This is a genomic window from Agrobacterium sp. ICMP 6402, from assembly GCF_009498615.1.
In the GTDB taxonomy this organism is placed as follows: Bacteria; Pseudomonadota; Alphaproteobacteria; order Rhizobiales; family Rhizobiaceae; genus Agrobacterium; species Agrobacterium burrii.
Genome location: NZ_QSNV01000002.1, coordinates 1 through 19,840, shown reverse-complemented (window position 1 = coordinate 19,840; position 19,840 = coordinate 1). Strand labels below are relative to the sequence as shown.

General features: G+C 57.4%; 17 protein-coding genes. 6 read left to right on the top strand and 11 right to left on the bottom strand.

Annotated features, from left to right (window positions below; translation table 11 throughout):
- Positions 1–2: 2 nt before the first annotated feature.
- From DXT96_RS08245 to repA, 5 genes are all read right to left on the bottom strand, one after another.
- Entirely contained in the window at positions 3–287 is a 285-nt protein-coding gene (locus DXT96_RS08245) for a hypothetical protein (protein WP_153514253.1), read from the bottom strand.
- A 66-nt stretch (positions 288–353) separates the two neighbouring features.
- On the bottom strand, positions 354–566 hold the full coding sequence (locus DXT96_RS08240) for a hypothetical protein (protein WP_153514252.1): 213 nt from the start codon (positions 564–566) through the stop codon (positions 354–356).
- A 478-nt stretch (positions 567–1,044) separates the two neighbouring features.
- Complete coding sequence (repC, locus tag DXT96_RS08235) at positions 1,045–2,322, bottom strand: plasmid replication protein RepC (protein WP_153514774.1); 1,278 nt, start codon at positions 2,320–2,322, stop codon at positions 1,045–1,047.
- 185 nt (positions 2,323–2,507) lie between these two features.
- Complete coding sequence (gene repB, locus DXT96_RS08230; RefSeq protein WP_153514251.1) at positions 2,508–3,521, bottom strand: plasmid partitioning protein RepB; 1,014 nt, start codon at positions 3,519–3,521, stop codon at positions 2,508–2,510.
- Positions 3,518–4,732 carry a plasmid partitioning protein RepA gene (repA, locus tag DXT96_RS08225; RefSeq protein ID WP_142841745.1) on the bottom strand — a complete coding sequence of 405 codons (1,215 nt, stop codon included), beginning with the start codon at positions 4,730–4,732 and terminating at the stop codon, positions 3,518–3,520. Before repA ends, repB begins: the two co-directional genes overlap by 4 nt.
- Positions 4,733–5,164: 432 nt before the next feature.
- Here repA and DXT96_RS08220 point away from each other — a divergent pair, with 432 nt between their 5' ends.
- The 4 genes from DXT96_RS08220 to DXT96_RS08205 all read left to right on the top strand — a co-directional run bounded on the left by DXT96_RS08220 (position 5,165) and on the right by DXT96_RS08205 (position 10,030).
- On the top strand, positions 5,165–6,550 hold the full coding sequence (locus DXT96_RS08220; protein ID WP_153514250.1) for an FAD/NAD(P)-binding protein: 1,386 nt from the start codon (positions 5,165–5,167) through the stop codon (positions 6,548–6,550).
- A gap of 413 nt (positions 6,551–6,963) precedes the next feature.
- Positions 6,964–7,359: a RidA family protein gene (locus DXT96_RS08215; protein ID WP_046799081.1), complete on the top strand. Its 396-nt coding sequence runs from the start codon at positions 6,964–6,966 to the stop codon at positions 7,357–7,359.
- A 32-nt stretch (positions 7,360–7,391) separates the two neighbouring features.
- Positions 7,392–8,480, top strand: a complete 1,089-nt coding sequence (locus DXT96_RS08210; protein ID WP_153514773.1) for a D-TA family PLP-dependent enzyme — start codon at positions 7,392–7,394, stop codon at positions 8,478–8,480.
- Between the two features lie 71 nt (positions 8,481–8,551).
- The gene (locus DXT96_RS08205) at positions 8,552–10,030 is read left to right on the top strand and encodes a M81 family metallopeptidase (RefSeq protein ID WP_153514249.1); all 1,479 of its coding nucleotides are present in this window, start codon (positions 8,552–8,554) and stop codon (positions 10,028–10,030) included.
- 13 nt (positions 10,031–10,043) lie between these two features.
- On the opposite strand, the gene DXT96_RS08200 is transcribed toward DXT96_RS08205, so the two are convergent.
- From DXT96_RS08200 to hutI, 6 genes are all read right to left on the bottom strand, one after another.
- Positions 10,044–10,607, bottom strand: coding sequence for a HutD family protein (locus DXT96_RS08200; RefSeq protein WP_194287603.1), 564 nt, complete (start codon positions 10,605–10,607; stop codon positions 10,044–10,046).
- Between the two features lie 47 nt (positions 10,608–10,654).
- Positions 10,655–11,677 (bottom strand): alpha/beta fold hydrolase, encoded by a 1,023-nt coding sequence (locus tag DXT96_RS08195; protein WP_371418813.1) that lies wholly within the window; start codon positions 11,675–11,677, stop codon positions 10,655–10,657.
- A gap of 220 nt (positions 11,678–11,897) precedes the next feature.
- On the bottom strand, positions 11,898–13,571 hold the full coding sequence (hutU, locus tag DXT96_RS08190) for a urocanate hydratase (protein ID WP_149899697.1): 1,674 nt from the start codon (positions 13,569–13,571) through the stop codon (positions 11,898–11,900).
- Positions 13,572–13,583: 12 nt separating this feature from the next.
- Positions 13,584–14,387, bottom strand: coding sequence for an N-formylglutamate deformylase (hutG, locus tag DXT96_RS08185; RefSeq protein ID WP_153514248.1), 804 nt, complete (start codon positions 14,385–14,387; stop codon positions 13,584–13,586).
- A gap of 222 nt (positions 14,388–14,609) precedes the next feature.
- Entirely contained in the window at positions 14,610–16,151 is a 1,542-nt protein-coding gene (hutH, locus tag DXT96_RS08180; protein WP_371418837.1) for a histidine ammonia-lyase, read from the bottom strand.
- Positions 16,152–16,153: 2 nt separating this feature from the next.
- Positions 16,154–17,413 (bottom strand): imidazolonepropionase, encoded by a 1,260-nt coding sequence (hutI, locus tag DXT96_RS08175; protein ID WP_153514246.1) that lies wholly within the window; start codon positions 17,411–17,413, stop codon positions 16,154–16,156.
- Between the two features lie 117 nt (positions 17,414–17,530).
- Here hutI and DXT96_RS08170 point away from each other — a divergent pair, with 117 nt between their 5' ends.
- Together DXT96_RS08170 and hutC are read left to right on the top strand one after the other, a co-directional pair.
- Positions 17,531–18,877: a formimidoylglutamate deiminase gene (locus DXT96_RS08170; protein WP_153514245.1), complete on the top strand. Its 1,347-nt coding sequence runs from the start codon at positions 17,531–17,533 to the stop codon at positions 18,875–18,877.
- 51 nt (positions 18,878–18,928) lie between these two features.
- Entirely contained in the window at positions 18,929–19,654 is a 726-nt protein-coding gene (hutC, locus tag DXT96_RS08165; protein WP_336510798.1) for a histidine utilization repressor, read from the top strand.
- Positions 19,655–19,840: the final 186 nt, after the last annotated feature.

Below are 19,840 nucleotides of genomic sequence, written 5' to 3'. Positions count from 1 at the left end.
TCTCACCGTTGTGAGAGATCGGCGTCCACACCAGGCGTATCAAAGCTTGAGGCTCGTCCGGGAAATTCGAGAGCGCGCGCACTGTCCGGATAAAAACGCGGTCCCACCAGTCGCACTTTCCTGCCTCGGACATCGGTAATGTAATCGGGTGCGGCAGATGTTTCAAAGAATGTGACGTCCCGGGCTTTATCATGCTCCAGCGTGCTCACCTCAATGGGCTGGGCAACTACCGGCAGCGCCGTCACGCAGGTGAAAGCAGCGGCGAGGAAAATGGACTTGGGCAACATCTGTCTATCCCTGGCACAATTATTTGCGCAATAAACAGCCTGCACCCGTTTTTGTTCCGGCGCTCTTCAGGCGTCTCCGTCGAGATAGGTGCTATATTGCACATAGTCGGCGCTCGGTTGCCCATCGACAATTTCTGGGGGCCGGCCGGCGTCTCCTGTCAGATAGCCAGCACTTTCGAGCGCCGCCTTCAAGAGCTTTTCAATCGCAACGTGCCGGGGCAAGGCGTTGTCAGCCATATAGAGAGCAACGGCCAACTCCATGTCGTCTGGGAAAATCATGGGCGCGGGCGTTCCTTTTCAACAATCAGACGGAAACGCGCAATGATGACGAAGGTTCAATTCGGTTGATTTGTGCCGGTATTCCCGACCATCAAGCGCCCACAAAACGGATCATTTCTCGCCGCAACCAAAACATCCTCGCCAACAGTCCAAGACGCCAGTTTAAAGTTTTCCCACTGCTTCTTTGCTGGGAACTGATGCATCTAAATAACGCATACATGACCCGCTCATTCCAATTGGGCGTTCAAAACACCCCGGACTCAAGCAATTGAAACCAAACAGGGAAAAGCGCAAACGAAAGCTAATGGAGACTTAACTTTCATTACCTTGCATTAACCATAGAAATTCTCGCTGGCTGAATTCTGGTGCGTGCAACAGCAGCCTTATCGCGAATCTCTCTGGAGTTCTGGAAACAATGCAAATGTACCTGTGGACCGGCTTTTTCGCAAGCTGTCGCCATTTCCCGACGGTTCAGATTTTAGGCTCGCATGTTCGTCTCCAGCTTGTCCGTGCGACCACGCAGCTGCGCCAGCAGCATGGCTTGAAGATCAAAGCCACCCTCCTGTGACTTCCGGGTCAGATTGCGCAGATATCCACCCAGCGAGCTGATCTGCTCCGCCTTCTGCAGCAGGCAGGCAAGGATAGCCGCCGTCCCCTGTCGACCGAAGGCGGTAAGCGCCTCCTGATAAGCCGACTGGCTGATGTTGAACATGGTTCTGATGACGGAGGTTGCCACCTCCAGATCGCGCCAGCCGGTCACCGCTCCACCTGGGGCATAGAGTGAAATATCCGGGCAAGCCTTCAAAACCAAAACAATATCAGGAACAAAAAATTGCTTATGAACAACAGGCCTGAGCGTTGGTGGCGAAGGACTTGCACTGACAGGTGCCGCATAAGCTGGCGGAGCCGCAGTGTTTACCACCGGTGGAACGGTTGCCGGTTCACGCAAATCCTGCGGTTTAGATATGGATTCGGATTCTGAATTCTTTATGAGGCGCTCATTTTGGCAGTCATTGCCGCTTAAATCTTCGGATTTTTCAATATTTTCCAGATAGTTGGTCACTTCTGCGCGCAGCGAGGCCAGAAAACCGGCGATTTCCTTGAGTTCAGTAGGTTTTGAATTGCGGCCAAGCGAGCGGGCAACGGCATTGTAGCGGGTCTGAAAGACTTCGGATGTTTCAGTCTGGCCGCTGGCCGCAATCATTTCACAGAGTTTCTGGATATCGCGGCGGCAAAGGCTGATGCTTTCGCGAAGCCGTTGAAGATCAAGCCGCTCGCAGATGATGCGTTCAGCCATGTCTTCAATTTCTGCCTTGCGGGCGAGAAGCGGCGCCAGCGAAAAACCATAGGCTTCGCTGATCTCCCCTCCCCTGTGCTTGCGGGCGTAACGCTTTCCGTTTGGACTGTCTTTACGGATAATGAGACCGGCTTCGACAAGGGCCGAGAGATGCCGGCGCAACGTCTGTTCGGCCATTCCATGGGCTCGCAGCGACAATTGCGTATTGGACGGAAAGACGACCAGGCCGGTTTCGCTGGAGAGTTCGTTCTTTGGATAAAAACTCAAAAGCGCGTTCAAGACCGCAAGCGAGCGATCGGTCACGCCGAGCAATGGTCTTGCTTCACAGACAGAACGATAGAGTTTCCATTTATCGACCGCTTCGGTTTTGTTGTTTTTCTGTGCGGCAAACTGAGTTGCGAGAACGCCAAACGACATCGCTCGCCGCCCAAAGGGCGTCGTTACATGTGTGCTGTTCATGTCTTTCACCTTTCACAAGGCAAAAGAAAATCGCTCACCGAAAAATTCGATGCCAAGACTCTTGACTATGATTCGCGGAAATGAGATTCTTTGGTTGCTTAGATCAAAGAAAGGCTTCCGTGCGGCAACGTTCGGGGGCTTTTTTCTTTTGTGATGCGTCTCCTGTTAGTCGTTCGAGTTAAAAATCACTGTTTTGACCGGTATTCGGCAAACAGCGTCTGAAGATGTTCCAGAACGAACTCGGCAAATTCCGGAGCTTCGTTCTTGTCGATCGAGATATCCAGCTTGCGGTCGCTCTCGACTACTTTCGCCAATCGACCACCTGTCTCCGACGACCAGACACCGGCTTTTTTCGCCTGGGCCTTGGGCTTCAGGAAATCCAGAAGTGATTTGAATCGGTCTTCGGAGACAAGCGCTGCAACGGAAGGTTCCCTGACATAGGCACGGGCAGCTTCCTTGACCTGTGACGAGGAAAGCTGATCGGCGAGATCCATCCAGTTACGGCGACCGACGCTAGGCGCGGGGCCGATGAGATCGACCAGATCCTCTGGAATGCGGCCGACGACTGACAGCATGTTGGAAAGATCGCCCTTGTGCAGGGACATTGCCGCCATGATCGTGTCACGGGGAAACCGCATCTGCAGTTTCTGGGCAAAGCGCGCCTTTTCGATATAGGTGAGATCGCGACGCTCGTTGTTTTCCTGTCCCTGCGCTACGACCAGCTGTTCATCACTAAGATCGCGAACGACGGCCTTGACCGGAATACCAAGGCTCGAGACGGCACGCAGACGGCGATGACCGAAGGCAACCTGATAGCGGCCCGGAAACTCGGGATGCGGGCGCACCAGAATGGGAACCTGCTGTCCCTGCTCGCGAATGGCTTCCACCAGACCTGCATCCGCTTCTTCGGAAGCCGGCATACGATCGGGTATGAACGAAGGATCAATATCGACAGGATTGAGGGAAACGATCGTCAGACCCTCGGCGAGCCGCTTTTCGATCTCTTCAGCCCGCTTGGCGCGTTCAGACACTTCGTTCAGCGACTGGCCGATCATACCAACCGGCGAGTTCACAACATCCGTCATCAGGTCGGGAGAACCAAGGATGGGCCTGACGCGCGGCCGCGCCCGCTCCGGAGTTGCGTCGTTGGTATCTGTGGCCGGTGTGCTGAGATTTGCGAAGATCTGTTTTCTGCTCATGCTGCCCTACCCCACGCTTTTTTGATTAGTCCTTCGACCTCAGCGTTTACATTGTTCATGGCTTCCAGCGCGCGATCATAGGTCGAGCGGGTGAACTGGGTTCTTTCCACTTCGAAAAGCGTCTGGTTGGTCAATCCGGCGTCCGACACGGCCGTACTCTTCAGCATCGGATGGTTGAGGACGTTTTCACCGAAGATCGAACGCAGGAAGGCGACCATCTGGTTTTGCGGGCCGTCACTCGGTTCAAACCGGGTGATGAGGTAGCGCATCCAGTTATAATCGGATCGCGCACCGGCCCTGCCGATTTCAGCGAGAAGATCGCCGGTCATGGCGAGGAACTGGTTCATGGACATGACGTCCAGCATTTGCGGATGGACGGTGACGAGAACCGAGGTGGCCGCCGTCAATGCCGAAAGTGTCAGGTACCCGAGTTGTGGCGGGCAGTCGATCACGACCACATCGTAGAAGTTCTGCGCCTGGGCGATTGCTTGGCCGATACGGGCAAAAAACAGTGTGTCGCCCGGTGCACGGCGCATCAGCGCGCGGGGCGTGTCGTGTTCGAACTCCATAAGCTCCAGATTGCCCGGAACGATGTGAAGGCCGGGAATATAGGTACCGCGAACGATCTCGGCTATCGGACGACGCTCTTCATCGTAGCGGATAGCGCCGTAAAGTGTTTCATTCGGTCCGACATCGATCTCCGGCTGATGACCGAAGAGGGCCGACAGACTGGCCTGTGGGTCAAGGTCGATTGCGAGAACCCGATAACCGCGCAAGGCCAGATATTGCGCAAGATGCGCTGACGTCGTGGTCTTTCCCGAACCGCCCTTGAAATTCATGACGGCGATGACCTGGAGTTCTTCGCCGTCACGACGGTGCGGCAGGTAGCGGCGTGTACCACGCGCACCCTGATCGAGCAGCTTTCTGATCTCGTGCATGTCTTCAACGGAATAGGAGCGGCGGCCTGAGGCCTGTGCCGCGTCAAGTTCCGGACGCTCAGCCGCGATCTGGCGAAGATAAGCCTCGCCGATCCCAATCAACCGTGCAGTTTCGGCAGGCGAGAAATGTCGCATGCTCTTTTCGGTGTGAGGTGAAAATGTATTTGCATTATGCGCCTGCAATTGGGCTGACAGTGCAGCCGAATGCTGTTGTATAAGGCCCGTCAGGTCGGGTGCCCCTGCAGCACGTCTTGAGTCGGCACTCTGTGTCATTTGTCTTCTTTCGCTCGATATCGCAGTGGCGGTTTTTTTTGAAAAAGGCGGTTTTTTCCGCAACTGAGATATAAGCGCCGATTCTCTTTTTGGCGCAATAGGCTTTTTTCTCAGTTGCGAAAGTGCCGCTAAAGCATTGTGGAAGAATCACATTTGGGTTTTGTGACAGTTTGACGGTTAGCCGCGGCTAACTTCTTCAATATTGGTCGCGGGAACGATTGCCAGCTGTACTCTTATCAGCGATTGAGAGCCTTCAGAGTTAGCCGCGGCTAACTCCGCAGAGTGAAGATAAAGATACTTGCTGCTCCGCGCATCGACGAAAAGACAAGGGTGGACATTCGCAGGCGTTTAATCTCTACTCATTGACTAGAGTATCGTTGGGCCGCGCGCTCCCCGTGTGGCTATTCATACTGTCGCAGGTTGGAGGAATAAATGTCCTATGATGTCGCTCTCGTGGGGTCCGGCTTCGCTGCCATCTGTACCGCCGCCCATCTTCTCTCTTCGCTGCCAGCAAAGGCTTCGATCGCTATTGTTGGCGATGAGTCTGACTTTGGGCGTGGAACGGCTTACCGTACGGAACTACCCTATCACCGGCTGAATGTGCCGGCTGGACGAATGAGCGTCTTTCCTGACCGTCCGGATGATTTCCTCGACTGGCTGAAGGAAAACGAGATAGGGGACGATCCTCTGCTATTCGCATCGCGCGGAGATTATGGTCTCTATCTAAGAGACAGGTTGGCAACTCTGTTGAGAAGTCGAGAACAAAGGGCGAGGGTGGATTTCATTCGCGCCAAGGCTTCCACCTGCCGCCCGGACGATGCGGGCGGATTTACCTTCATTCTCGAAAACGGTGAGAACATGCGCGCGCAAAACGTTGTTCTGTGTGTGGGCGTCGGGGCGGCCAGTTTGCCGGTGCAAACTGTCGCTAATGATGAGGGCAGACCGCAGCGGATCATCGGTCACTGCTGGCCGCCAGGATGGTTGTCGAAGGTGAAGACGGGCGACCGCATCTGCATTCTCGGCTCCGGGTTGACGATGATTGATCAGGTGCTGACCCTGAGGGGAAAAGGACACACGGGGCCAATTCATGTCCTGTCTCGTCGCGGGCTTGTGCCGCATCCGCATATCAGCCCACCTTTGCCCGCCGTCGATCCCATCTTGCCAGAGAAAACCACGGAGATTAGCCGCCTGTTGCAGTCTTTGCGCAAACAGGTGAGGGAGGGCGCGCCCTGGCGGACCGTCATGGATGGGTTGCGACCGCGAACGCAGTCGCTTTGGCGCGCTCTTACGGTTGCTCAACGAAGCAGGTTCCTTCGGCATGCTTTGCCGTGGTGGAACATTCACCGACATCGCATCGCGCCGGAGGTTCATGCGGCTTTTGAGAAACTGCTTACGGATGATGTTCTGGAAATCCACGCGGGCTACCTCAACTTCGTTGAAGAGCAGGATGAAGGCATTACCCTGCGCTACCGTCGCCGGCATACGCAGGTATTGAAAGAGTTGCAGGTGGATTGGATTGTGAATTGCACCGGTATGGAGCGAGCGGGTATTGGCCATTCGCGCCTTTTGGAAAACATGCGAAACGACCGTGTACTCCTGCTGGATTCTCTCGGTCTCGGCGTTGAGGTGGACGACCGGTCTCGGCTGTTGCGGGCGGACGGACAAAGTTGGCCTGGCCTTTTCGCCGCCGGCGCACTGACGGCGGGCCACTTATGGGAAATAACCGCCGTTCCGGATATTCGCTTGCAGGCGCAAAAGATCGCGCAACACGTCACGGACAGGGTGTCGTCGAACGATAGGGTTTCAGCGCAGGGGTAAATTGCTGAGGTGAAATATCGGAAACAAGACCGTAGTCGACGCATATTTGTTCGGCGCCGGTCATCTCCGGATTTCCCATCTTTGATGTTAGCCGCGGCAAACTTTCCCAGTTGGCGAATATCCAACGAATAAACCGTTGGTGACTTCCAGGGCCAGAGGAGCGTGTCGGACCTACTTCCGTGGCAAGATGGATGGGACCCAATGATATGCTCTTGCAGCAACAGGTGATTCCTCGAGAAAAACGCTCTTCTCTGTTATAATTCAGGATTAGTGATTTCGTGCCGATAACGGTAGCAACAGGCGCGCTTCCTCTGGTTTGCTAAATAATTTACATCGCTTATGGAATGTTGCCGTAAAACGGGCTATAAATCCTAAAAAATACGATAATGATGAAAATTATTTGCGAGGTTTTGATGGAGAAGCAGAAGCTGGTGAGGTTCGCAACGGCTGACAATCAGGCCGGCGGCCAACGTCGGCCATTTGCCAAGGCCGTTCGGGCAGGCGATTTTGTCTATGTTTCCGGGCAGGTGCCGACTATTGACGGGGAAGTGGTGACTGGCGGCATCGTGGCCCAAACCGAGCAGGTTGTGGCCAACATCAAGGATGTTCTGGCGCTTGCCGATTGTACGCTTGCCGATGTGGTGAAGGTTAATGTCTGGCTGGATGACGCCCGGGACTTTTCAAGCTTCAATGCCGTTTTCCAGAAATATTTCATCGACCATCCGCCGGCGCGCTCGACCGTGCAGTCGCCATTGATGGTCGACGCAAAGGTGGAAATGGACGTTATCGCTTATAAGCCGGTGGCTTAACTATTTGATTTTTATGGTTTTGAGAGCATATGATGACCTATCCCTGGCCTGACGAGGGCACACCACTCAATGCGATTTCGACGCCGATGCCGGTGATCGATGAGGATCGGCTTGCGGCCAATATTCTCAAGGCGCAATCCTATCTCGATGGGCACGGCAAGGCCTTCCGGCCACATATCAAGACGCACAAGATACCGGCCATCGCCAGACAGCAGCTTCAGGCCGGCGCCATCGGCATCAATTGCCAGAAGGTCAGCGAAGCGGAGGTTTTTGCAGATGCCGGCTTCGACGACATCCTGATTACCTTTAATATTCTCGGCGCGGCGAAATTGTCACGACTAAAGGCACTGAATGCGCGTATCGGCCGGTTGAGTGTCGTTGCCGACAGCGCAGCGACGATTGCTGGCCTTGCCGGCACGTTTGATACGGAAAAGCCGCTTGCCGTGCTTGTCGAATGCGATACCGGCGGAAAGCGCTGCGGCGTCCAGACGCCGGAAGCCGTCCTGGTGCTTGCGGAAAAGATCGATGCGGCGCCGGGCCTCGTCTTCAAAGGCATTTTGACCTATCCGGCACCGGGTGGCGCTGAAAAGGTCGAGAGCTTTATTCGCGAGACAATGGCGCTGCTTGCGGGAAAAGGCATCGAATGCCCTGTCCGGTCCAGCGGCGGTTCACCGGATTTTTACGCTGCGCACCTTGTGCCTTCGGCAACCGAACACCGGGCGGGGACCTATGTCTATAATGACCGCGCCATGCTGCGCGCCGGTCATTGTGCGGCTGGCGATCTGGCAATGCATGTTCTTGCCACTGTGGTATCGCGGCCGACGCCCGATAGGGCCGTGCTCGATTGCGGCTCCAAGGCTTTGACCTCCGATCTTCTTGGTTTCAGCGATTACGGGCTGATCGAAGGTTATGAAGGTGCAAAAATCATCTCGCTCTCGGAAGAGCATGCAGTTGTCGATCTATCTGGCTGCACTTCCGGCAAGCCGGAAATCGGTGATGTGGTCAAGGTCGTGCCAAATCATACCTGCGTTGTCAGCAACCTTTTCGACAGGATGGTGTTTCATCGAAACGGCCTTGTGACCCGGGTTGAAGACGTGGCCGCACGTGGTACCGTGTGGTAAGATTACCCGGCTAATTAATTAATGAGATAGACGCTGCCGGAAGGCAGTCGGGGCAACGAGAAATCAGGAAAATGCGCATATTCACGGCGTCGCTCGCCACCGAAACCAACACGTTTTCGCCCGTCCCGACGGATATGGATGCCTTCCGCGCGGCTTTTTATGCCGGGCCGGGCGAACATCCGGAAACGCCGACGCTCTGCTCCTCGCCGGTGCCGATCCTACGCCGTCGCGGCAAGGCGGAAGGGTTTACGGTGATCGAGGGAACGTCCTGCTGGGCGGAACCAGCAGGCCTCATCCAGCGCCAGACCTATGAAACGCTACGCGATACTATCCTCGCGGAGCTCCAGGAAGCGCTACCGATTGATGCGGTCGTTCTCGGTCTGCATGGCGCAATGGTGGCGCAGGGTTATGATGATCCGGAAGGGGATTTTCTGTCGCGCGTGCGCGCAATGGTTGGGCCGGGCGTGTTGATCGCGGCGGAATTCGATCCCCACAGCCATCTGACGGCGCTGAGAGTTAAAAATCTCGATTTCATGGCGACGTTCCTGGAGTTCCCCCATACTGATTTCGAAGAACGCGGCGAGCATGTCGTTGAACTGACGCTGCGTACTCTGCGCGGTGAGATCAAACCGGTCATTTCAACGTTTGATTGCCGTATGATCACCATTTATCCGACCAGTCGCGAGCCGATGCGATCTTATGTGGATCGTTTGAAGGCGATGGAAGGCAAGGATGGCATCCTGTCCATTTCTGTCATCCACGGTTTCATGGCAGGGGATGTGCCGGATATGGGTACCCGGATTGTCGTCGTTACCGATGGCGACAGGGAGAAGGGCGATGCGCTGGCCGAAAAACTCGGCCATGAACTTTATGCCATGCGCAAACAGACCGCCATGCCGATGCTGGATACGGAATTTGGACTCGACCGGGTTCTTGCCATTCGCAGCGACAACCCCGACAAGCCGGTAGTCGTGTCGGACATATGGGACAATCCGGGTGGCGGTGTTGCAGGTGATGCGACCCATATCCTGCGGCGCATGGTGGAACGCGGCATGGATAATATCAGTGTCGCAACGATCTGGGATCCGATTGCAGTCTCTTTCTGTCATGCAGCGGGCGAGGGGGCAGAGATCGATCTGCGCATCGGCGGCAAATCCAGCCCCGAGGGCGGTGAGCCGCTCGACTTCCGTATAAAAGTGATGCGCACCGTCGAGGCCGGCTGGCAGAGTTTCCGCAACAGCCGCGTCACGCTCGGCCGCGCCGCCGTCGTCCGGCCGGTTGGGACAGAGATCGATATCATTCTCATCACCAGCCGCACCCAAACTTATGAGCCGGATATCTTTTCCAATCTCGGCATCGATTTCGCCAAGAAAGATGTGCTGCTGGTGAAGTCCACCAATCACTTTCATGCCGGTTTCGCACCGGTCGCCTCCGAGATCGTTTATATCGCGGCACCGACCTCCTATCCAACCGATCCGGCCAAAACCGCCTATCGCAAAGCGAGCCTTGGGCTATGGCCAAGAATGGCCGATCCGCTGGGCTTGGATTAAGGCCGAACTCGCTTCAGATCGGCAGGAGTGAGATCAGAAAGAACGCGCCTTTGGCGGCCTCGATGGTGAAAGGCGAGCCGTCTTCGATAATCATGCTGTCCAGCCTATTCAGATGGACAATGTCGCTATAGTTGGCGACCTGCAGGGGATCGAGCGCAAGAACGAGGCTCGTGCCCGGCGCCGCTTCCACCGAAAGGCTGCCGGACAACCTCTGCACGTTGTGCTTCAGGGATGAGCGACGGGTCATGATGTTCAGATCGACGATCGCACCATCCATCAATGTCGCGTCCACCGGAACATCCGCCGGAAAGGGCAGGGGCGTGCTTCCAGTCGTCAGCAGCACCGGATCATGCCCGGCAATAGCGAGCGCCATGCCGTTTCCTTCGATGATGGCGAGCGTACGGTCGATGCCGGAAAAGATCGAAAACGGTCCGTCCTGGGCAACGGTCGCCATGCTGATACGCCAATCGAATTCATCCACGGAAGCTCCCGGCGGATGGACGGCGATTTCGACCGTTAAACCGCCACCGTTCTTCCATGGCATGGATTTATAATCGGCAGCGCGCAATATTTTCATCGTGGTTTTCCAGAAGGAGCTTGTTAATGGGGTCGGGCAATTGCGGTTTACGATCCGCGATCATGCTGAATACGTTGTTCGAGCGTCTTTTGAGCGGCCTTGAGATCGGATGAGTGGCCGGCGACTTTCTCGATGGCAGCAATGGCGAGATCGTTGGCGACATAATCGGATTTATGTCCGAGATTATGCACAAGGATCAAAGTGGAGCCGCTGATATCTCTGGCGAGCTGGCGGGAATGCACCTCTGGCGAAACGGTGTTGTCGGTATCACCCGTGATGATGACGGTTGGCGCCTTGATGCGCCGATAGCCTGGCGAAGCTCCACGTGCCCATTCGCTGAGAGCGGCGACCTCCTGAGCGTTATGTCGAAAAATCCTCGGCCGCAGGGCCGCTAACGCATGCGTGGCCTCCACATAGCCGGCAGGGCGGGGATTGGGAGCGAAAACGCCGCGTATTGCTTGATCGATCGCCAGAAGGCCAGCGGGCGGCGCAACGAAGGTGCTGAATAGCGGGCCGCTGAAAGGTGCGCTTGCCGCCGTGTAATACCATGCGATTCCACCGTTCCAGGAATAGACGGCGGGAGACAGGAAGACGAGCCCGGTTACCATATTGGGGTGACGGACGGCGAATGCCGCTGCGATGGCGCCGCCGAATGAATGCCCGACGATAATGGCTCTTGGAATGCCACGCTTTTTCATAAGCTGCGCGATGGCGTCGGCTTGCCCGTCCGGAAGAATATTGTCTTTGCCGCCAATATCCGAGTTGCCGTGCCCCGGCCGATCGACAAACAGCAATCTCGCCCGACCGCGAAGCTTTTCGAGAAACGAGAACATCGGATCGTAAAGGCTGGCGCTTGCCCCGTGGATGAACACGATCGGCGGAAGTTCGGGCTTTCTTTCGGGTTCGATCAGCACGCTGTTCAGCTTGTAACCACCCACATCGATCCGCACGGGAGCGGCGCGCTCTTTTTCGGAGGCCATGACGGGTGTGACGGAAGCCGGGAGAAACGCCCCGAGAAGAAGTGTAAAAGCAAGCGGCAGAAACTTGTGCGCCATTCTTTGATCTACCATGTCCTTTGCGGCCGGCTCTTTGATCGGCGCAGCGCTCTCACGAGCATACGGCGGACCGGTTGAAAAGAGCAATGAACAAAGCCGCAAACCTGCCGGAAGTTCCAATAGCCGCCAGTACAAATGTCGGCCCGGCGTTTCGACTTTGCACAATTCACATTGAACGGTTGCAAGCTTTAGACCATGGCGCAGCCCGCAAACTGCGCCACGGTCGTCTTTTTGATCAGTTGCCGAGAATGCCAGGCAGGCGCAGGCCCTGCTCCTTGGCGCAGTCCACGGCAATCTCATAACCGGCATCGGCATGGCGCATGACGCCGGTTGCCGGGTCGTTCCACAGCACACGCTCAAGCCGTCTGGCGGCATCGTCGGATCCGTCAGCGCAAATGACCATGCCGGAATGCTGGGAGAAGCCCATGCCGACGCCGCCACCGTGGTGCAGGGAAACCCAGGTCGCGCCGGAGGCGGTGTTGAGCAATGCGTTGAGCAGCGGCCAGTCGGATACGGCATCCGAACCGTCTTTCATGGCTTCTGTCTCGCGGTTGGGCGAGGCGACGGAACCGCTGTCGAGATGGTCGCGGCCGATGACAACAGGCGCTTTCAACTCACCGTTCTTCACCATTTCATTGAAGGCGAGGCCAAGACGATGGCGATCACCAAGCCCGACCCAGCAAATGCGCGCCGGCAGGCCCTGAAACGCGATGCGTTCGCGCGCCATGTCCAGCCAGTTATGCAGGTGCTTGTTATCAGGCAGCAGTTCCTTCACCTTGGCGTCGGTCTTGTAGATGTCTTCCGGGTCGCCCGAAAGTGCGGCCCAGCGGAACGGACCGATACCGCGGCAAAACAGCGGGCGGATATAGGCGGGCACGAAGCCGGGGAAGGCGAAAGCATCTTCCAGACCTTCGTCCTTGGCGACCTGGCGGATATTATTGCCGTAATCCAGCGTCGGAACACCGGCGTTCCAGAAGTCGACCATGGCCTGCACATGCACCTTCATCGAGGCGCGGGCGGCAGCGGAAACCGCCTTCGGGTCGCTCTCCTGTTTGGCGCGCCATTCGGCGACGGTCCAGCCGGACGGCAGATAACCATGGATCGGATCATGCGCCGAGGTCTGGTCGGTGACCATATCGGGGCGGACGCCACGGCGAAACAGTTCGGGGAAGATATCCGCTGCGTTGCCGATCAGGCCGACGGATTTCGCCTCGCCTGCCTTTGTCCATTGGTCGATGAGTCCCAGCGCCTCATCCAGCGTGTGCGCCTTTGCATCGACATAACGGGTGCGCAGCCGGAAATCGACGCGGGTTTCATCGCATTCGACCGCGAGGCAGCAGGCGCCTGCCATAACGGCGGCCAGCGGCTGCGCGCCGCCCATACCGCCGAGACCGCCGGTCAATATCCATTTGCCCTTGAGGTTGCCGCCGTAATGCTGGCGACCGGCTTCGACGAAGGTTTCGTAAGTACCCTGCACGATGCCCTGGGTGCCGATATAAATCCACGAGCCGGCCGTCATCTGGCCGTACATGGCCAGACCCTTTTTATCCAGCTCGTTGAAATGGTCCCAGGTGGCCCAATGCGGCACCAGATTGGAGTTGGCAATCAAAACGCGCGGCGCATCCTTGTGTGTGCGGAACACGCCAACCGGCTTGCCGGACTGCACGATAAGGGTTTCATCCTCGTTCAGATCCTTCAGCGTCGCAACGATGCGGTCGAAATCCTCCCAGGTGCGGGCGGCGCGGCCAATGCCGCCATAAACCACCAGATCATGCGGGCGCTCGGCGACATCAGGATCGAGATTGTTCATCAGCATGCGCAACGGCGCTTCCGTCATCCAGCTTTTGGCATTGAGTTCGGTGCCCTGCGGTGCGCGGACATCGCGAATATTGTGGCGTGGATTGTCCATAGGTTTTCCCCCTTACCGTTTCGTATCGAGCGCAAATTCTTCCATGCGCGTGAGAATGTTTTTGAGATGGATGCGAAGTTTTTCGGCTTTATGCCCGTCGTAAGCGAAAGGCGATGCCTCGCTTTGAAGGTGAGTGGATTGCGCCAGCTCCATCTGGATGGCGTGCACGCCGGCTTCCGGTTTTCCGTAATGACGCGTCGTCCAGCCGCCTTTGAAACGGCCGTTCAGAATGCTGTCGTAACCCTCTGCTGCTGCGGTCACTTCCACGGCAATCCGTTCGATGGCCGGATCGCAGGTCTTGCCCATATCCGTGCCGATGTTGAAATCTGGCAGCTTCCCCTCGAACAGGAAGGGGATATGCGAGCGGATCGAATGGCAATCATAGAGAATTGCGATGCCGTGAATGGCCTTCACCCGCTCGATTTCCGCCGCAAGGGCTGCATGATAGGGCGCGTGGAAGGTTTCCAGCCGGTAGGCGATATCAGCGGCAGCGGGCTCCTGCCCCTCGTTCCAGATCGGCTTGCCGTCGAAATCGGTTTCCGGAACGAGTCCCGTCGTGTTCTGGCCCGGATAAAGGCTTAACCCCGCGGGATCGCGGTTGGCGTCGATCACGTAGCGGTGGAAGGTGGCGCGAACCGTGGTCACGTTCTCCAGAAGCCCGGCATAGAGGTCGTGGATATGCCAGTCGGTATCGGCAAGAATCTTGCCGTTATCGTTGAGGCGATCCCAAATCTCCGCCGGCACATCCGTACCGGTGTGAGGCAGGCCGAGAATGATTGGTGAGGTGCCTTGGTGGAGAGAGAAAGGCGTGTTCATCGATCATCCGCCTGTACTCTGGGGTTGCCCCCCTCTGCCCTGCCGGGCATCTCCCCCACAAGGGGGAAGATTGGCAAGCGGCTGGCACTCTGCCCATGGAACGAGCGGCTGCGGCGTGTAATCTCCCTCCTTGTGGGGGAGATGCCCGGCAGGGCAGAGGGGGGTAACCCCGGTACGCCGACCTTTAATCGCAGGATGGAGGGGGGTGCTACCACCATCATCTCAAACCTCCAGCTTCGGCAGAATGCCATCCGAAATCACGGAGACCAGAGCGCCGGTAGCAATCAGCTCCGCCGCCGCCTTCAGATCCGGCGCCATATAACGATCCTCCTCCAGCGAAGGGATTGACGCACGAAGCACGGCAATAGCCTTTTGCAGTTCCGGGCTGGTTTTCAGCGGCCCGCGCAGTTCCACGCCCTGAATGGCGGAAAGCGCCTCTATGCCAAGGATGGCGAAGAGATTTTCTGTCATCGGCAGCAGGCGTCGCGCACCATGGCAGGCCATGGACACGTGGTCTTCCTGATTGGCTGAAGTTGGTGTGGAATCCACCGAGGCCGGATGCGCCATCTGCTTGTTCTCGCTCATCAGGGCGGCGGACGTCACTTCGGCGATCATCAGGCCGGAATTCAGACCCGGTTTTTTAGATAGAAAAGCGGGCAGGCCGTAGGAAAGTGCGGGATCGACCAGCAACGCCACGCGGCGCTGGGCGATCGCGCCGATTTCGCAGATGGCGAGCGCCGTCTGGTCGGCGGCGAAAGCCACCGGTTCTGCGTGGAAATTACCGCCGGATACGACGGAATTATCTGATAACACCAATGGATTGTCGGTCACCGCATTGGCTTCGATTTCAAGCGTGCGGGCCACCTGCCGCAGAAGATCGAGGCAGGCGCCGTCGACCTGCGGCTGGCAACGAATACAATAGGGGTCCTGCACCCGCTCATCGCCCTCTATATGGCTGATGCGGATTTCCGAGCCTTCCAGCAGATTGCGCAACGCCGCACCGGCATCGATCTGGCCCTTGTGGCCGCGGAGGGTGTGAATATCGGGGTGAAAGGGAGCCGACGAACCCATGGCGGCATCGGTGGAAAGCGCGCCGGTAATCAATGCGGCCTGCGCGGCGCGATGGGCGCGGAAAAGACCGGCCAGCGCAAGCGCCGTCGAGGTCTGCGTGCCGTTGATCAGCGCCAGCCCTTCCTTGGCGGCGAGAACGACCGGGGTCAGGCCGGCCTTCGCAAGCGCTTCACCGGCGGGCAAAAGCGCGCCGTGATAAAAAGCCTCGCCTTCACCCATCATCACGGCGGCCATATGGGCAAGCGGCGCGAGATCGCCGGAGGCACCGACCGAGCCCTTTTCGGGAATAACGGGAATGACGCCCTTTTCCAGCATCTCCTCGATCAGCCGCACCAATTCCAGCCGCACGCCGGATGCACCACGGCCGAGCGAAATCAGCTTCAACGCCATGATCAGCCGCACGACATTTTCCGGCAGCGCCTGACCGACGCCGCAGCAATGCGACAGAATGAGGTTACGCTGCAGCGTCGTTACATCGGCAGCATCGATCTTGATGGAAGCAAGTTTGCCGAAGCCGGTATTGATGCCATAGACCGGGGCATTGCCTGCTGCGATCTCGGCGATACGGGCCGCCGCCTTTTCAATGCCGGCGTCGAAAGAACGGTCGAGCCTTGCTGAGCCGTTGTTCCAGTAAATAGCGGCAAGATCGGCAAGGGCTACATTGCCGGGGTGAAGCGTGATGGTCTTCATCATGGTCATGCGGAAACCTTCTGTCCCTTGAAAATGCGAGCGTTGAGCGGGTTGAAGCCAATGCGGTAGACAAGTTCGGCCGGGCGCTCGATATCCCAAATTGTGAAGTCGGCGGATTTCCCGGCTTCGAGCGTACCGGTTTCCGCAAGCAACCCGAGCGCCTTGGCGGCATTGCGCGTCGTTGCCGTCAGGCACTCTTCCACGGTCATGCGGAAAAGCGTCGCGCCCATATTCATGGTCAAAAGCAGCGAGGTGAGCGGTGAGGTGCCGGGATTGCAATCGGTCGCCAGCGCGATTGTCGCGCCCGCCTCGCGCAGGGCCTGAACCGGTGGAGCGTGTTTTTCCCGCAGCGCATAAAAAGCGCCGGGCAAGAGCACGGCCACGGTTCCCGCTTTTGCCAGAGCGTTAGCGCCCGCCTCATCCAGATATTCCAGATGGTCAGCGGAAAGCGCGCCATAGGATGCCGCGAGCTTTGCCCCACCAAGATCGGAAAGCTGTTCGGCATGCAGTTTGACGGGAAGGCCGAGCTGTCGCGCTTTTTTGAAAACGCGGGTGATTTCCTCGACGGAGAAGGCGATGCCTTCGCAAAAGCCATCTACCGCATCCACCAGCCCTTCGGCATGGGCTTTTTCCAGCCCCGGCAGAACGACATCCGTAATGTAATCGGCATTGCGGCCCTTATACTCAGCGGGCGTTGCATGGGCTGCCAGATAGCTGGTGACGATCCGAACCGGCCGCAGCGTTTCAAGCCTGCGGGCAACACGCAGCATTTTCAGTTCGGTATCTATATCGAGACCGTAACCGGATTTGATTTCGATGGTGGAAATGCCCTCGGCCAGAAGCGTGTCGAGGCGGGGCAGCGCCTGGGCAACCAGAGTGTCTTCGGAGACTGCGCGCGTATCGCGCACCGAAGAAACGATGCCGCCGCCCGCCCTGGCGATCTCTTCATAGGTCGCGCCATTCAGGCGCATCTCGAACTCCATGGCCCGATTGCCACCGAAGACGAGATGAGTATGGCAGTCGATCAGGGAAGGGGTGATCCAACGACCACCGCAATCGGTAATCTCATCGGCTGCTGCCAGATCGGCAGGCAGATCATTTTCCGGACCGGCAAAGGCGATGCGGCCGCCCCGCACGGCAATGGCGGCGTTTTCGACAGCACCGATGCCTTCCATGGACGGGTCGAAGGTCGCCAGACGGGCATTGCGCCACAATGTCGTTGCGTCTCCCGCTGCCGTTCCCTTTACGGATTTGTTCCCTGGCATTTGCTTTTCGCCTTTCCTTTATGGCTTAAATGTATATACATAATAATCAGCTTGGCAAGCCGCAATTTCGCGTTTGAAATGGCCTTGCCTGACGTCGTAACAAGAGGAGAGGGTGGCATGACGGCAATTCACGCGGGCGCAGCACTTCTGGTAGATGGATGGGCACGGGACGTTCGCATCATCTGCGATGACGGTGCTGTTTCATCGCTCGAAACCGGCGTTTCCCCTCAGCCGCAGGATGAGCGCCACGCCGTCATCGTTCCGGCCGTGCCCAATCTCCATAGCCACGCCTTTCAGCGGGCCATGGCCGGGCTTGCCGAAATTCGCGGGCCGGCCGATGACAGTTTCTGGAGCTGGCGAACCGTCATGTATAAATTCGCGCTCTCCATGACGCCTGACCATGTCGAGGCGGTTGCCGCCCAGCTTTACATGGAAATGCTCGAGGCCGGTTTCGGGCGGGTCGGGGAATTTCATTATCTGCACAATGACAGGGATGGTTCGCATTACGGCAATATCGCCGAAATGGCTGAACGCATCGGCGCGGCCGCCGCACAGACTGGTATTGGCCTGACATTGCTGCCGGTCTTTTACGCGCATTCCGGTTTTGGCGGCCAGCCGCCGATCGACGGGCAGAAGCGTTTCATCCATTCGCTCGACAGTTACGAAAGGCTGATGCAGGGCGCACGGGCGGTGGTCAAATCCCTGCCGGGAGCCGTGCTCGGCATAGCACCGCACAGTCTACGCGCCGTGACCGGCGAAGAATTGGCGGCCATCGAGCCGCTGGCAAAGGGTGGGCCGATCCACATTCATGTGGCGGAACAGACAAAGGAAGTTGAAGATTCGCTTGCTTTTTCAGGCGCGCGGCCTGTGGAGTGGCTTCTGGAAAATGCGCCGGTCGATGATCGCTGGTGCCTTATCCATGCCACGCATATGACGCAGGCCGAAACGCGACGCATGGCCAAAAGCGGCGCCGTTGCCGGCCTTTGCCCGATCACTGAGGCCAATCTCGGCGACGGCATCTTCCCCGCTCCGGATTTTATCGCGGAAGGTGGGCATTATGGCGTCGGCTCCGATTCCAACATTCTCATCTCCCTGCCGGAGGAATTGCGGACGCTCGAATATTCGCAGCGCCTGTCGCGGCGCGCGCGCAATGTCATCGCCGATGCCGGAGGCTCCACCGGCGAAAAACTGTTTCGGCAAGCGCTGGAAGGTGGCGGCAGGGCGCTGGCGTCACAAAATGCGATAGAAAAGGGAAAAAGCGCTGATCTTGTCGCACTGGATATCTCGGCCGTTTCCTATCTTCCCGCACGCCAAATTCTCGACCAATGGATGTTCGCAGGCGGCGTCCGCGTCGATTCCGTGTGGGTGCGCGGTGAAAAACAGGTGCAGGCGGGCCAGCATATCCGCCGCCGTGCAATATCGGACCGCTTCAACAAGGTCATGGCTGAACTTCTCGATAGCTGATATGGGCTTCACTGAAACGAGATCGAGCCGGTGCGGAAAGGCATTGCGGACGTGACGAAAGCATCGGCCGGGCAAACCCTGCATCAGCTTATCCTCGGCGAGATCGAGGGCCGGATCGTTTCGGGGGAATGGCCGCCGGGTTACCGGTTGCCTTTCGAGGTCGACCTCGCCACCCATTATGATTGCTCGCGTATGACCGTCAACAAGGTCATGGGCCAGCTTGCCAAGGCGGGTTTGATCGAACGCCGCAAGAAATCCGGCAGTTTCGTTCGCCAGCCGCAGATCCAGTCCGCCATTCTCGAAATTCACGATATCAGGGCCGAAGTCGAATCCCTTGGTCTGGATTACGGTTTCAAAATCTTGAAATGCGCGCAGCGTGCGGCAAAGAGCGAAGATCGCGCAAGTCTCGATATTTCCGTCGGCGCACGCTTGCTCGATATCATCTGCATCCATTTTGCTGGCATACGGGAATTCTGCGTCGAGCAGCGTCTCATCAATCTGGCCGCCGTGTCGGAAGCCGCGGACGCCGACTTTACCGAGATCGCGCCCGGCCCCTGGCTGCTTGGCCATGTTCCGTGGAGCAACGCCGAACACCGCATCAGTGCCGAAATAGCGTCGAAGGAGATCGCACGTCTGCTGGGTATCTCTGACAGGCAGGCCTGCCTTGTCGTGGAGCGGCGAACCTGGAGCAACTCCGGCGCCGTCACGTATGTGCGCTTCTCCTATCCCGGTAACGCGCATGCCTTGGTCGCCCGTTTCAGCCCTTCCTCCGACTGAGATCAGCAAAGGCGAGATCCGTTTATAAGCGAAAGAGCGCGGCTGCATCGGGCGCTAGATGGGAAAAGCACGGAAATCCATCAGTTTCAGCGATTATTTGCAAACTATCTTTTAAATTCAATAGTTTGCCTGATTTTCTTATTTTTTGTGATTTGGTGTGTTGACTTGTTTGCGGGTGATCTCTTA

Excerpts from the sequence above, each read along its gene's own strand:
- DXT96_RS08215 (WP_046799081.1), top strand. The coding sequence starts at position 6,964 with ATGGAGAAGCAGAAGCTGGTGAGGTTCGCAACGGCTGACAATCAGGCC.
- DXT96_RS08240 (WP_153514252.1), bottom strand. The coding sequence starts at position 566 with ATGATTTTCCCAGACGACATGGAGTTGGCCGTTGCTCTCTATATGGCT.
- DXT96_RS08245 (WP_153514253.1), bottom strand. The coding sequence starts at position 287 with ATGTTGCCCAAGTCCATTTTCCTCGCCGCTGCTTTCACCTGCGTGACG.
- DXT96_RS08200 (WP_194287603.1), bottom strand. The coding sequence starts at position 10,607 with ATGAAAATATTGCGCGCTGCCGATTATAAATCCATGCCATGGAAGAAC.
- DXT96_RS08170 (WP_153514245.1), top strand. The coding sequence starts at position 17,531 with ATGACGGCAATTCACGCGGGCGCAGCACTTCTGGTAGATGGATGGGCA.
- repC (WP_153514774.1), bottom strand. The coding sequence starts at position 2,322 with ATGAACAGCACACATGTAACGACGCCCTTTGGGCGGCGAGCGATGTCG.
- DXT96_RS08195 (WP_371418813.1), bottom strand. The coding sequence starts at position 11,677 with ATGGTAGATCAAAGAATGGCGCACAAGTTTCTGCCGCTTGCTTTTACA.
- hutU (WP_149899697.1), bottom strand. The coding sequence starts at position 13,571 with ATGGACAATCCACGCCACAATATTCGCGATGTCCGCGCACCGCAGGGC.
- DXT96_RS08220 (WP_153514250.1), top strand. The coding sequence starts at position 5,165 with ATGTCCTATGATGTCGCTCTCGTGGGGTCCGGCTTCGCTGCCATCTGT.
- DXT96_RS08210 (WP_153514773.1), top strand. The coding sequence starts at position 7,392 with ATGACCTATCCCTGGCCTGACGAGGGCACACCACTCAATGCGATTTCG.
- DXT96_RS08205 (WP_153514249.1), top strand. The coding sequence starts at position 8,552 with ATGCGCATATTCACGGCGTCGCTCGCCACCGAAACCAACACGTTTTCG.
- repA (WP_142841745.1), bottom strand. The coding sequence starts at position 4,732 with ATGACACAGAGTGCCGACTCAAGACGTGCTGCAGGGGCACCCGACCTG.
- hutG (WP_153514248.1), bottom strand. The coding sequence starts at position 14,387 with ATGAACACGCCTTTCTCTCTCCACCAAGGCACCTCACCAATCATTCTC.
- repB (WP_153514251.1), bottom strand. The coding sequence starts at position 3,521 with ATGAGCAGAAAACAGATCTTCGCAAATCTCAGCACACCGGCCACAGAT.
- hutH (WP_371418837.1), bottom strand. The coding sequence starts at position 16,151 with ATGATGAAGACCATCACGCTTCACCCCGGCAATGTAGCCCTTGCCGAT.
- hutI (WP_153514246.1), bottom strand. The coding sequence starts at position 17,413 with ATGCCAGGGAACAAATCCGTAAAGGGAACGGCAGCGGGAGACGCAACG.